The sequence below is a fragment of the Sphingopyxis italica genome, from assembly GCF_011926545.1.
Taxonomy (GTDB): Bacteria; Pseudomonadota; Alphaproteobacteria; order Sphingomonadales; family Sphingomonadaceae; genus Sphingopyxis; species Sphingopyxis italica.
In genome coordinates this window covers 628,262-640,231 of the sequence record NZ_JAATIT010000003.1, presented here as the reverse complement: position 1 = coordinate 640,231, position 11,970 = coordinate 628,262, and the positions used below count along the sequence as shown (strand labels likewise).

General features: G+C 67.5%; 12 protein-coding genes. 6 read left to right on the top strand and 6 right to left on the bottom strand.

Annotated elements, in window-relative coordinates; genetic code table 11:
- Positions 1 to 118: 118 nt before the first annotated feature.
- From GGR90_RS14295 to GGR90_RS14280, 4 genes are read left to right on the top strand one after another with little or no spacing between them, the layout of a single operon-like run.
- On the top strand, positions 119 to 988 hold the full coding sequence (locus tag GGR90_RS14295) for a glycosyltransferase family 2 protein (RefSeq protein WP_167922099.1): 870 nt from the start codon (positions 119 to 121) through the stop codon (positions 986 to 988).
- Positions 988 to 1,953 carry a glycosyltransferase family 2 protein gene (locus GGR90_RS14290; RefSeq protein ID WP_245198675.1) on the top strand — a complete coding sequence of 322 codons (966 nt, stop codon included), beginning with the start codon at positions 988 to 990 and terminating at the stop codon, positions 1,951 to 1,953. The genes GGR90_RS14295 and GGR90_RS14290 overlap by 1 nt, the downstream gene beginning before the upstream one ends.
- Positions 1,950 to 2,864, top strand: coding sequence for an endonuclease/exonuclease/phosphatase family protein (locus tag GGR90_RS14285; protein WP_167922098.1), 915 nt, complete (start codon positions 1,950 to 1,952; stop codon positions 2,862 to 2,864). The genes GGR90_RS14290 and GGR90_RS14285 overlap by 4 nt, the downstream gene beginning before the upstream one ends.
- Positions 2,861 to 4,159: an outer membrane beta-barrel protein gene (locus tag GGR90_RS14280; RefSeq protein ID WP_167922097.1), complete on the top strand. Its 1,299-nt coding sequence runs from the start codon at positions 2,861 to 2,863 to the stop codon at positions 4,157 to 4,159. Before GGR90_RS14285 ends, GGR90_RS14280 begins: the two co-directional genes overlap by 4 nt.
- A 6-nt stretch (positions 4,160 to 4,165) precedes the next feature.
- On the opposite strand, the gene GGR90_RS14275 is transcribed toward GGR90_RS14280, so the two are convergent.
- From GGR90_RS14275 to GGR90_RS14265, 3 genes are read right to left on the bottom strand one after another with little or no spacing between them, the layout of a single operon-like run.
- The gene (locus GGR90_RS14275; protein WP_167922096.1) at positions 4,166 to 4,882 is read right to left on the bottom strand and encodes a serine acetyltransferase; all 717 of its coding nucleotides are present in this window, start codon (positions 4,880 to 4,882) and stop codon (positions 4,166 to 4,168) included.
- Positions 4,883 to 4,887: 5 nt separating this feature from the next.
- Entirely contained in the window at positions 4,888 to 5,451 is a 564-nt protein-coding gene (locus GGR90_RS14270; RefSeq protein WP_167922095.1) for a polysaccharide biosynthesis/export family protein, read from the bottom strand.
- Positions 5,448 to 6,629, bottom strand: coding sequence for a glycosyltransferase (locus tag GGR90_RS14265; protein ID WP_245198674.1), 1,182 nt, complete (start codon positions 6,627 to 6,629; stop codon positions 5,448 to 5,450). Before GGR90_RS14265 ends, GGR90_RS14270 begins: the two co-directional genes overlap by 4 nt.
- Before the next feature lie 184 nt (positions 6,630 to 6,813).
- On the opposite strand from GGR90_RS14265, the gene GGR90_RS14260 reads away from it, so the two are divergent.
- Both GGR90_RS14260 and GGR90_RS14255 read left to right on the top strand, forming a co-directional pair.
- Positions 6,814 to 7,974, top strand: coding sequence for an acyltransferase family protein (locus GGR90_RS14260; RefSeq protein ID WP_167922094.1), 1,161 nt, complete (start codon positions 6,814 to 6,816; stop codon positions 7,972 to 7,974).
- A 44-nt stretch (positions 7,975 to 8,018) separates the two neighbouring features.
- Entirely contained in the window at positions 8,019 to 8,297 is a 279-nt protein-coding gene (locus GGR90_RS14255) for a hypothetical protein (protein WP_167922093.1), read from the top strand.
- Here the strand turns inward: GGR90_RS14255 and GGR90_RS14250 are convergent.
- The 3 genes from GGR90_RS14250 to GGR90_RS14240 are packed head-to-tail and all read right to left on the bottom strand — an operon-like array spanning position 8,294 to position 11,883.
- Complete coding sequence (locus tag GGR90_RS14250; protein ID WP_167922092.1) at positions 8,294 to 9,484, bottom strand: glycosyltransferase family 4 protein; 1,191 nt, start codon at positions 9,482 to 9,484, stop codon at positions 8,294 to 8,296. The genes GGR90_RS14255 and GGR90_RS14250 overlap by 4 nt on opposite strands.
- A gap of 36 nt (positions 9,485 to 9,520) precedes the next feature.
- A complete protein-coding gene (locus tag GGR90_RS14245; RefSeq protein WP_167922091.1) occupies positions 9,521 to 10,534 on the bottom strand; it encodes an NAD-dependent epimerase/dehydratase family protein in 1,014 nt (337 codons plus the stop codon).
- The gene (locus tag GGR90_RS14240; RefSeq protein WP_167922090.1) at positions 10,531 to 11,883 is read right to left on the bottom strand and encodes a UDP-glucose dehydrogenase family protein; all 1,353 of its coding nucleotides are present in this window, start codon (positions 11,881 to 11,883) and stop codon (positions 10,531 to 10,533) included. The genes GGR90_RS14245 and GGR90_RS14240 overlap by 4 nt, the downstream gene beginning before the upstream one ends.
- Positions 11,884 to 11,970 lie beyond the last annotated feature (87 nt).

Here is an 11,970-nt window from a genome sequence, read left to right as displayed (position 1 = left end):
GCGGGCTCCGGTCGTCCGGTCCACGGGGCGGCTCGTCTTCGCAGGTGCAGCATATGGTTGACCTGAGTGGGGCCACGGACCGATTGAGCCGCGGCGGGGGCACTGGACAGGCCTATTCATGTTTCAAGTCGCAGTCGTCATACCCGTATGGAACGGCGAAGCCGTGCTCGGCCGTTGCCTCGATGCGCTCGCGCGTCAGACTTTGCCGCGTGACGCCTATCAGATCATCGTCGTCGACAATGGGTCGAGCGATACCACGCGCAAGATTGCGCGAAGCTACGCCGGCGTCGAACTGCTCGAAGAGCCGCAACCCGGCTCTTATGTCGCGCGCAACCGCGGGATCGAGCGGGTGCGCGCGCCGATTACGTCCTTTACCGATGCCGATTGCGAGCCCGCATCCGACTGGCTGGAGCAGGTGCTGCGCGCGGCGGCGGCGAACCCCGGCTTCGGCGTGCTCGCGGGCAAGATCGAATTGTTCGACGAGATCGCGCCCGAGCGCGAGGTTTTCGGCGATTACGAACGGTTGTTCAGCTTTCCGCAGGCACACGCCGCGCGCGGCAATTGCGCGACCGCCAATTGGGCGAGCGAGACGGCGCTTCTTCGCGAACTCGGCGGGTTCGACGCGGCGTTGAAGTCGGGCGGCGACCGGCAGATGGCGCTGCGCATCCGCGCGGCGGACCGGCCACTCGTCTATGTGCCTGCCATGATCGTGCGCCATCCGGTGCGCGCGAGCCGCGCCGAACTGGTGCGCAAGCGCCAGCGGCTGAGCGGCGGGCGCTGGGATCGCACCGCGGGGCGCCCGCGCCTCGTCCATGTGCTCGGCATCACCGCCATCGATACGATGCGGCGACTGCGCCGCGCGGCGATCACGCGCGAGTTGTCGCTGCGGCGCCGGCTGGCGGTGATGTTGCTGACGTTGCAACTCGCCGGAGTGGCGGTGGGCGAGTTTTTCAATCTCGCGGGGGGACGAAAGGCAGCGCGCGACTGATGACGATGTCCCGATCCACTCCGCGCTTTTCCGTGGTGATGCCGCTCTATAACAAGGCCGCGCATGTCCGCGCGGCGATCGAGAGCGCGCTCGTGCAGAGCTATCCCGCGCATGAGATACTCGTGATCGACAATGGCTCGACCGACGGCGGGCGCGAACTGGCGGCCGCGATCGGCGACGCGCGGATCAAGCTGCGCGACCTCGCGGCGCCGGGGCCGGGCGGCTATGCCGGGCGCAATGTCGGCATCCGCGCCGCGAGCGGCGACTGGATCGCCTTCCTCGATGCCGACGATCTGTGGGAGCCCGATCATCTGGCGGTGCTGGCCGAAGGCATAAGCGCCGACCCCGACGTGCGCGCGGCGGCGACGCGGTTCGACCATGTCTTCGACGATCGCTCGCAACCACAGCGGATCGCGCCTGAGCTCGATCGCGCCCGGAGCCTCGACTTCGCGGAGTTTCTGTCTGCATGGCTCGCGGTGCGCGAATGCCCGATGTGGACCGGGGCGATCGCGATCCGCCGCGACACTTTGTTCGAGGCGGGCCTCTTCCCCGAAGGGCGCGCGGTGCGCGGCGGCGACAAGGATTTGTGGCTGCGCGTGCTCGCCAAGGGGGCGCTGCGCTACGATCCGCGGATCACCGCACGCTTTCACCGCGACAGCGACAACAAGGTGAGCAAATCGACCACGACGCTCGACGTGCCGTGTCTGGTCGAGACGGCGCGGGCGATGCTTGCGGGCGCCCCGCCGCGCGAGGCCGCCTTGCTGCGCCGCCTCGTCAATCAGGAGATTGCGCACTACGCCCGCTATGCGATGAAATATCCGGGGCGGACGGCGATCCGGGTCGGCGATGTCTATCTGCCCGAGGGGACGGGCACGGCCGCCCTGCTGCTCGCCGCGAAACTGATCCCCGCGTCGCTCCGGCAGTCGGGCCATGCGCTGCGCAACCGGCTGCGCGCCCGCGCGTGAAGCTGGTCCGCGTCTTCGGTTCCCTGCTGGCGGGCGGGGGAATCGTCGTTGCGTGGCTGTCACTCGCCGGCGGATGGTTGCCGGCGCTCGACCCGCTCGCGTCCTTCCTGCCACTGTTCGGGGTGGCGGCCTTGCTGGGGCTGCTGCTTGCCCGGTGGCGGTGGGGCTGGGCGGTCGCCGCGGCCTCGCTGACGCTGGTGCCGTTCGCGGTCGGGGTGGCGCCCGAATGGCTGCGCGATATTCCCACCGCGCCCGCAGGCGCGCCGCAGGTTCAGGTGCTGACGCACAATGTCTGGTCCCGCAATACCGACCCCGCCGACACCGCGCGGGCGATCATCGATGCGCGGCCCGACGTGGTGATGTTGCAAGAGGTGAACGGCAGCTTCCAGCCGATGCTTGCGGCGCTGAACCAGCATTTCGCCCATGCGACCGATTGTCCGCCGGGCTGCGATCTCGCCATTTTCTCGCGCTGGCCGATCACCGGGAGCGATTATTTCCTGAAGGACGAAAACGGCCGCAAATTCGGTCCCGCCTTGCTCTGGGCGCGGATCGCGCCGCCGGCCGGCGAGGCGTTCATGGTGGCCACGCTGCACTACCCCCGGCCGACGTCGCGCGATCAGGCGGTGCGCAGGCGCGACGTGGCGCGGGCGCTGGCACGGATCGATCGCGATGCCTTGATCGTTGCAGGCGACATGAACCTGACCCCTTGGGCCGCGGCGATGCGCGAGCAGGACCGCGCCCTCGCCCCGCTCATCCGCATGACGCGCGCGCCCAGCTGGCCGCGCGCGCTTCCCGTGCTGCCGATCGACCATCTCTATGCCGGGCCCGATTGGGGGCTGGTGTCGGCGCGGCGATTGCCCGCGACCGGATCGGACCATCGGCCGATCCTCGTGACGCTGGCGCGCCGATGAAGCGCGTCCTCTCCATCGCGCTGCTCGGCGGCTGCGGCTTCGCCGCGCCCGCGCTCGCGCAGCAATCGGACGCGACCGACGGGCTCGGTTCGGTGTCGAGCGAAAACAGCTTCGGGCGCGACCGCAATATCAGCGTGCTCGAACGCCGCCGACCCGATTATACGGCGGAGCCCATTCACGTTGGCACGCTCGAACTGCTGCCGCGCATCGCGATCGGCGCGGGCTATGACGACAATCTCTATGCGCAGCCCGATGACGAGATCGGCGACGCCTATCTGCGCATCCGCCCGCGTATCTCGCTCGTGCGGCCGTCGCCGAACCTCAAGCTGTCGCTCAACGGCGAACTCGACCTGCTGCGCTACGCCGACCGGTCGAGCGAAAACGCCACCCAATATGCGGTGAGCGCGGGCGCGGCCTGGACGATCAGCAAGTCGGACACGCTCGACGTCACGTTTCGCAACGGGCGCTACAGCCAGGAACGCGTCTCGCCCGACAGCCCGACGCAGGCGTCGCGGCCGATCCGCTTCACGCTGAACGGCGGCACCGCGACCTATACGCATGTCTTCAACCGCCTGCGCGTGCGCGGGGTGATCGACGTTGAAAATCGCAACTATGGGGACAGCGTGACACCCGACGGCACGCCGATCGACCAGGATTTCCGCGATCACACGACCTACACCGGCAGCGCGGTCGGCGAATATGCGCTGAGCCCGAGCATCGCGCTGTTTGTCGCGGGCTCATACAACAAGCGCGATTATCGCGAGCGCATCGGCCCGGTCGCGGCGCGCGATTCGACGGGTTTCGACCTCGCCGCGGGCGCGAGCTTCGAACTCGGTCGCAAGGCGCGTGGTGCGCTGCGGCTCGGCTATCTCCATCAGGATTATCGCCCGGCCGAGTTCGAGGATGTTTCGGGCTTCCTCGTACGCGGCGAGCTCGCCTATTTCCTGACCCCGCTGGTGACGATCACCGGCACCGTCGACCGCGGCATCAAGGAAACCGGCGTTAACGGCGCCACGGGCTATCTTGCCACCAACATGACGCTGCGCGCGGATTACGAGCTGCTGCGCAACCTGATCATCAGCGCGGGCGGCGAGCTCGAAAAGCGCGATTTCAATAATATAGACCGGCAGGACGACCGCTGGACCTGGCGCGCCAACGCCTCCTATCTGGTGAGCAAGCGGATGGCGCTTCGCTTCGATGTGCAGCGGCGCACGCAGTCGAGTTGGGGCTTTAATGCGGGTCGCGAATTCACCGACAACCGCGTTTCGGTAGGGGTGACCTTCTCGGGTCTGTAGCTCCGATCAGCGGGGCTTGGTCATTGCCCCATGGAGCGCGCCCTCGCATGCCGCGAGCAGTTCGGGCGGGGCGAGACGGTTGATATAGCCCGCCGATCCCTGATCCGAGAGCAGCTTTGCCGGAATTCCGCCGACCACGCCGCGTTCAGGCACGTCCTTCGTCACCACCGCATTGGCGCCGATCGCCGCCTCGGCGCCCACGGTGATGCCGCCGATGACCTTGGCGCCCGAACCCAGAAAGCTGCGGTCGCCGATCACCGGCGCGCCGCGGCGGCTGCCGCGGTTCATATAGCCGAGCACGACGCCGTGGGTGATGTTGACATTGCTGCCGAGCACCGCGTCGCCGTGAAAATAAAAGCCGCCGAAACGGTTGAGGAACAGGCCCGGCCCGATCTCCATATATTCGGGGATCGCAAAGCCATATTTATAGCGCGCGCGCAGCAGCAGCCATTTGGCGAGCGGATAGAGGCCGAAGGCCTTGGCGGGCTTGAGTTTGAGCCAGCCCGCCGTGCGCATCAGCACCGTATATTTATACCCCGGGGTAAAGGCATAATGCCGCGCGAAGGCGCCGAAGCCGGTGCGGCCGGCATAGCGATAGAGGTCGGCGGCGAGCAGCGCCTTGAGCTTCGCGAAGCTCACCGGGCAGCCGCGCAGGTGCGGCTTGCCGCTTTCCTCGGAAACGGGTTCGAACGCCGGGGCGGGGGCGAGCGATGCGCTGGCCATATCCATCAGAAATAGCGCTCGCCGAAGCGGATCGTGTCGCCGGGAAGCACCGGGAAATCGGCGGTCAGCTCATATTCGCGCTCGCCCGCCTCGCCCGCGCGTTTCAGGAAGACGCGCTTCTCGTTGGCGCGATAGGTGAAACCGTCGGCCTTGGCGACCGCGCCGCGGATGGTGAGACCCTGCGTATAGGGATATTCGCCGGGCTTGTTCACTTCGCCGAGCACATAGACGGGGCGGAAGCTCGCGACCTGGACCGAGACTTTGGGCTCGAGCAGATAGCCGCCCGCCAGCTTCGCCTCGATCGCCTTCGACAGTTCGTCGGTCTGCAAGCCCGCCGCCTTGACCTCGCCGATCAGCGGGAAGGCGATCGTGCCGGCGGGCGACACTTCGAAATCGCCGGTCAGCGTCTCTTCGCCATAGGTCGCGATCTTGACCTTGTCGCCGGGCGAGAGGCGGAAGGCTTCGGCGGGCGGCGGTGCCGCGCCGCTGCCCGCGAGCGGCGCCTGTCCGGCACACCCGCCGAGCATCGCGAGCATGCCCGCCAAGGCGATCTGCTTATGCCATTTCATGAATTCACTCCCGGACTTGATACTGCAATGTCTTTGAATTCGGTCCCTGTGCGCGGCTGGGCGAGCGCCGCCTCGATCCGCGCCCAATAATTCGCCGCGGCCTGTTCGACGCCATAGGCAAGCGAGCGCGCGCGCGCGCGCTTGCCGCATTCGCTACGGTGCGGCTCGGCGAGTAGCCGGCGCAAGGCGGCGGCGAAGGATGGCACATCATCGGTCGGCACCAACGCGCCCGCATCGACATCGATCCCGCCGCTGATCGTCTCGCGCGGCCGGTCGGCCAGAATCTCGGACGGGCCGGAGGCGCAATTGGTCGCGACGACGGGCACGCCGCACGCCATCGCCTCGACCAGCCCGTTCGGGAAGCCCTCGGCATTGGAGGGCATCGCATAGGCGCGCGCGCGCGCGACCACCGCGAAGGGGTTGGCGACGAAGCCGGGCATATCGACCCGGCCCGCGATACCCAAGGATGCCGCGAGTGCCTCGAGTGCGCCGCGCTCGGGCCCTTCGCCGAGAATGACGAGGCGCTCGGGCGGCGCGGCCTGGGCATAGGCGCGCAGCAGCAGCGGAAAATTCTTGTTGGGGACGAGCCGCCCGGCCGCGGCGATATAGGGCCCGGCCGGGACGAAGGCGGGCGGTTCGGCGGCGAGTTCGGCGATGCGCCGATGATCGACCGGATTGGCGATCGCCGACATGCGGCTCCGCGCCACGCCGAAATGGGCGGCAAGATCGTCGACGACGCCCTCGGACACGGCGATGACATGCGCCGCGCGCGGGTAGACGAGGCGCACCATCGCCCTGGCGGCGACAGCGCTGCCGAGATGGGCGCTGGTGTTCACCCGCTCGCTGATCAGCCATGGCCGCCGCCGCCCCGCCATCGCCCAGGCGTTGGCGATGTTGGCGCGGGTAAGAAAGCTCAGCGTCGCATGGGGCTTGAGCCGCCCGGCGAGCGCGCGCAGTCCGGTCAGGCTCGGCAGCAATTTATGCCTGGCGTCGAGCTGGTGAAGTTCGACCCATTCGGGCACGTCATAGGCACGCGGCTCGTCGTCGAGCAGCGCGAGATGGATGTCATAGCGCGCGCGCCATGGCTCCGACCCGGCGAGCAAGGTCGCGAGCACGCGCTCGGCGCCGCCGCCCGCGAGCGAGTTGATCGCGAACAATATCCGCTTTCGGTGCAGCATGGGACCTCGTTGGGGTTTGGTGCGGAATTCGCTTCGGCAGAACCCTTACCACGCCGATTTGTTGCAGCGCACACAGCGCCGCCCGCTTCATCGCCTGCGGGGGGCATCTGGCCGATTCGAGCGAGTTTCGCGCAGCGAGACGTCTATCACCAGGGGCACCGATGAACGTTTGCGGAGATAGGTAATGGACATTCGGCGCGTCGAGTGTCTGGACGGCTTGCGCGGCGTCGCGGCGCTTTGGGTGCTGCTCGGGCACATGATGATCCTCACGGGTTTCCGGCTGCCGCTGATGAGCAAGCCCGACCTTGGCGTCGATTTGTTCATCCTGCTCTCGGGCTTCCTGATGATGTTCCAGTACCGGTTGCGCGCGGACCGCGAGGACTGGAACGCGCCCGGCACCTGGGCGGCCTTCTGGACAAGGCGATTTTTCCGGCTGGCGCCGCTTTTCTATGTGACGCTCGCCGCCGCGCTGATCGCGGGGCCGTCGATCTACGCCGACCGCGTCGCGATCGACAGCTTTCTCGGCCAGTCGCTCCAGCCGCCCGAACGCTATCTCGACGGCAGCCTCACGAACATCGCGCTGCATCTGAGTTTCCTGTTCGGATTGCTGCCGGATTATGCCTTCCGCACCCCGCTGCCCGACTGGAGCCTCGGGCTCGAGATGCAATTCTACCTGCTCTTTCCTTTCTTGGTGCTGCTCGGACGGCGGTTCGGCTGGGTCACGTCGGCGCTTATCGCGGCGGGGGGCGGGGTGGCGCTCGCGCTGCTCGCGGGGGCGGCGGGGCTCGACTATCCGATGCCGTCCTTTCTGCCATTGAAGCTCCAGCTTTTCCTCGCCGGCATGCTGCTCGCCGCCGGTGCGGGCGAAAGCGCCGCGCGGCTGTGGATGCGTCTCGGCGCGGCGATGCTGCTCGCCGCGATCCCGATCGGTGGCGATCAGGATCTGCTCCACTTCGCGGTCCGCGAGTTGCTCGTCTTCGGCTTCTTCGCGCTGGTTCACCTGCGCTCGCTCGGCGTGATCGACTGGATTTCGCGGCTGCTCGGCAGCCGGCCCTTCCATTGGCTGGGCGAGCTTTCCTATGGGACCTATCTGATCCACCTGCTCATCCTCCAGCCCGTGGCGGCGGCGGTGATCGGGCGGTTCGGCATCGGGCTAGGCGCGATCGAGCGTTTCCTGCTGACCGGCGCGATCGTGGTGCCGGCGACCTATGCGCTTGCTTTTGCGACCTACAAGCTGGTCGAGCTGCCCGGGCAGCGGCTGGGAAAGACGGTGATCGGGCGCGCCATCGGCCGCGGCACATCCCGCGCTCACCAGACCGTGCCCGAAAAGATCGCGGCGCCATGATGGTCGAGCCGCCTTGCTGTCCACATATCAATGGAGATTATCCGATGGACCGACGAATATTGCTGACCTCGATGGCCGCCGCCGCGGCGAGCGCTTGCACCCGGCGCGATGACGATGGGGCGGCAGCCGACCGCACCGGCCGCCCGACGCTGGCGATCGAGTCCGAAGGACCGGGGCGCTGGCGCATTCGCAGCTGGCAATGGCGCGCGAACGCGTGGCGGCCGCGGATCGCCCAGGCGCGAATGGCTGGCGGCAAGATCGAAATCAGCGGCCCGATCGACGCGGCCGACCGGGCCGAAGTGATCGCCCGGCTGCGCGCTTAGCCCCTCGCCGTCCCGGGGGTGGCTGTGGGGCGCGGAACCCGTCGGCGCGGCGCAAGCGCGGTGCGGTAGACTTCGAGCGTCTCCGCCGCCGCCCTGTCCCAACTGAAGCGTGCGCGGACGGTGTCGCGATCGACCTGAAAATCGGTGCAATCGGCGTTCAGCCGCGCGGTGAGTTCCGCGACGTCGCCGACCGGAAAATAGTTCACAGCGTCGAGCGCGATGTCGAGATTGGCCGGGATGTCGCTGAGCAATATCCGCGCGCCGCAACTCGCCGCCTCCAGCGCCGCGATCGGCAGGCCTTCATGATAGGAAGGCATGACGAACAGCGCGCAATGTTCGTAGAGACATTTCAGCGTCGCGCGCGACTGGACGCCGGCGAAGATCACGCGGTCGCTGGCGCGCGCGAGCAAGTCGCGGGCATATTCGCTCGCATGATCAGCCGAGCCGGCGATCACCAGCTTGGCGGTGCGATCCGACCGCTCATAGGCGTCGATCAGGTCGTGCAGACCCTTTTCGGGGACGAGCCGCGCGACGGCGAGCAGGAAGTCGCCGTCCGCGATCCCCAGCCGCTCGAATATCAGCGCGGGATCGGCATCGCCGGGCAGGTCGGAGGTGCCGTTGGGGATATAGGCAATCCTCTGCGCGCGCTCGGGAAAGCTCTGTCGCAATTGCGCGGCGAGCGAAGGGGAAACGGCGATGACCCGGTCGGCGAAGCTGAGCGCCAGCCACTCGCCGGCGCGCAGCGCGCCGCGCGCGAGCGGGCCCCATTTGGCACGGTGATAATCGGTGCCGTGATGCGTTACGACGACTTTCAGCCCGAGCAACCGCGCGACCGGCGCCAGCAATCCGGGGCCGATCGCATGGATGTGAATCAACCCGGCGCCGCGTTTCCGCGCTGACAGCACGGCGAGGAAGGTCGACACGATCGCTTCGAAATGCTGCGAGCGCGGGCAGGGGATGCCGACGATCTCGACCCCGCGATGCTCGCCCACGGGCTCGGGCAGATAGGGCGCGCGGCCGAGCACGACCGAACGGTGGCCGGGCCACAGCGCCTTGATCCGCGGCAGCAGCTCCTCGCAATGGCTTTCGATCCCGCCCATGACGTGCGGAAAGCCGCGCAGGCCGGTCACGCAGATGGTGGGCGACCCTGCGGGGGCGCCGGAAGATATGTTTGTCCGTTGCAGCATCATAAACTCCAAAAGCGCCCGGCCGGATTTCCCGGCTCAGGCCACCGCTGCCATCGGCCCTCTTCCACCATTTTCTATTTCGCCCAGATACCAGTCGACGAACCGCTCGATTCCTTGCGTGAGCGGGACCTTGGGACTGTATCCGGTGAGCGCGTTGATCGCCGAGATGTCGGCGTAGGTCGCGGTTACATCGCCCGGCTGCATCGGCCGCATCAGCTTGATCGCCGGCCGGCCGAGCGCGCGCTCGAGCGTCGCGATCATGTCCATCAAGCCGACGGGATTGCAGTCGCCGATGTTGAGCAACCGGTTTTCGCCGCCCGCCGGAGGCCGGTCGAGCACGCCGACGATCCCGTCGACGATATCGTCGATATAGGTGAAATCGCGCGCCATCCGGCCTTCGCCGAACACCTCGATCGGCTGGCCGAGCAGGATTTTCTGCGCGAAGCCGTAATAGGCCATATCGGGGCGGCCCCACGGGCCATAGACGGTGAAGAAGCGCAGCCCGCTGAGCGGCAGCCCATAGAGCGTCGCATAGCTCTGGCTCATCAATTCGCAGCTGCGCTTGGTCGCCGCGTAGAGCGAGACCGGCGCGGTGCAGGGCTCGTCCTCGCGGAAACCCGCGCCGCCGATCGGACGGTCGCCATAGACCGAACTCGACGAGGCGTAGACGAGATGCTCGACAGTGCCCGCATGGCGCGCCGCCTCGAGCACCGCGAGATGCCCTTTGAGATTGCTGTGCTCATAGGCGAAGGGATTTTCGAGGCTGTAGCGCACGCCGGCTTGCGCGGCGAGGTGGACGATCCGGCGGATGCCGTTCGCTTCCACCAACTCGCTGACCAGCCCGGGGCTGGCGATGTCGCCGTCGATCAGCCGGAAATTGAAATTGCCGGCAAGCCGCGCCGTGCGCGCCTTTTTGAGCGCGACGTCATAATAGTCGGTGAAGCTGTCGAGGCCGATCACGCGCTCGCCGCGCGCGAGCAGCCGTTCGGACACCGCATGGCCGATAAAGCCGGCGGCGCCCGTCACCAATATGGGGCTGTCGTCGGTCACGCGGCGCGCCTTTCGTTCGAGAGTGCGCCATCCTCGTCGGACTTGCCGGGGCGCCCGATGCCGACGTAGCGCAGCCCCGCCGCTTCGGCCTGCGCGGGGCGATAGATGTTGCGGAGGTCGACGAGTAGCGGATCGGCCATCGCCGCCCCCAGCCGCGTCAGGTCGAGCGCGCGGAACGCGTCCCATTCGGTGACGATCACCGTCGCCGCCGCGCCGTCGGCGGCGGCGTAGGCGGAGGACGCATATTCGACGTCGCTCAGCACCGTCTTGGCCGCTTCCATACCCTCGGGGTCGTAGGCGCGCACCTTGGCGCCGGCATCCTGCAGCGTCTGGATGATCGCGATCGAGGGCGCGTCGCGCATGTCGTCGGTGTTGGGCTTGAAGGTCAGGCCGAGTAGCGCGACGGCGCGGCCGCGGACCGGCCCCTCGATCGCCGCCAGAACCTTGCGGCCCATCGCGCGCTTGCGCTGCTCGTTCACCGCGACGGTCGCTTCGATCAGCCGCAGCGGTGCGTCATGGTCCTGCGCCGTCTTCATCAACGCGAGCGTGTCCTTGGGAAAGCAGGAGCCGCCATAGCCGGGCCCCGCATGCAGGAATTTGCCGCCGATCCGGTTGTCGAGCCCGATGCCGCGCGCGACCTCCTGCACATCGGCGCCGACCTGTTCGCACAGGTCCGCCATCTCGTTGATGTAGGTGATCTTCATCGCGAGAAAGGCGTTGGCGGCATATTTGATCAGCTCGCTGGTGCGCCGCCGGGTGAAGACGATCGGCGCCTTGTTCAGCGACAGCGGGCGATAGACTTCCTCCAGCGGGGCGCGGGCGCGTTCGTCCTCTATGCCGATGACGACGCGGTCGGGGCGCTTGAAATCCTCGATCGCGGCGCCTTCGCGCAGGAATTCCGGGTTGGAGGCGACGGCAAATTCGGCCGCGGGGTTGCACTCGTGGATGATCCGCTCGACCTCGTCGCCCGTCCCGACGGGAACGGTGGATTTGGTGACGATCACGGTGAAGCCGCTCAGTGCTCCCGCGATCTCGCGCGCCGCGTCATGGACGAAGGAGAGGTCGGCGTGGCCGTCGCCGCGACGGCTGGGGGTGCCGACCGCGATGAACACGACATCGGCGGCGCTCACCGCCTCGGACAGTTCGGTGGTGAAGGCGAGGTTGCCTGCGGCGACATTGCGCGCGACCAGGCCGTCGAGCCCGGGCTCATAAATGGGAATTCCGCCGGCGCGAAGACGGGCGATCTTGTTCGCGTCCTTGTCGACGCAGGTCACATGATGGCCGAAATCGGCAAAACACGCGCCCGAAACGAGCCCGACATAGCCGGACCCGATCATTACGATACGCATACCGCGTTGCTCCCTTTTATATGAAGGCGATTTTGCTGCGCTTGCGAACAATCATCGCGCCTGCCCCCCGCACGTCAACTTGCCCGC

What these genes read in the sequence shown, in the direction of transcription:
- GGR90_RS14255 (WP_167922093.1), top strand. Translation starts at nt 8,019, where the DNA reads ATGGACCGACGAATATTGCTGACCTCGATGGCCGCCGCCGCGGCGAGC.
- GGR90_RS14270 (WP_167922095.1), bottom strand. Translation starts at nt 5,451, where the DNA reads ATGAAATGGCATAAGCAGATCGCCTTGGCGGGCATGCTCGCGATGCTC.
- GGR90_RS14260 (WP_167922094.1), top strand. Translation starts at nt 6,814, where the DNA reads ATGGACATTCGGCGCGTCGAGTGTCTGGACGGCTTGCGCGGCGTCGCG.
- GGR90_RS14240 (WP_167922090.1), bottom strand. Translation starts at nt 11,883, where the DNA reads ATGCGTATCGTAATGATCGGGTCCGGCTATGTCGGGCTCGTTTCGGGC.
- GGR90_RS14290 (WP_245198675.1), top strand. Translation starts at nt 988, where the DNA reads ATGACGATGTCCCGATCCACTCCGCGCTTTTCCGTGGTGATGCCGCTC.
- GGR90_RS14250 (WP_167922092.1), bottom strand. Translation starts at nt 9,484, where the DNA reads ATGCTGCAACGGACAAACATATCTTCCGGCGCCCCCGCAGGGTCGCCC.
- GGR90_RS14280 (WP_167922097.1), top strand. Translation starts at nt 2,861, where the DNA reads ATGAAGCGCGTCCTCTCCATCGCGCTGCTCGGCGGCTGCGGCTTCGCC.
- GGR90_RS14265 (WP_245198674.1), bottom strand. Translation starts at nt 6,629, where the DNA reads ATGCTGCACCGAAAGCGGATATTGTTCGCGATCAACTCGCTCGCGGGC.
- GGR90_RS14295 (WP_167922099.1), top strand. Translation starts at nt 119, where the DNA reads ATGTTTCAAGTCGCAGTCGTCATACCCGTATGGAACGGCGAAGCCGTG.
- GGR90_RS14275 (WP_167922096.1), bottom strand. Translation starts at nt 4,882, where the DNA reads ATGGCCAGCGCATCGCTCGCCCCCGCCCCGGCGTTCGAACCCGTTTCC.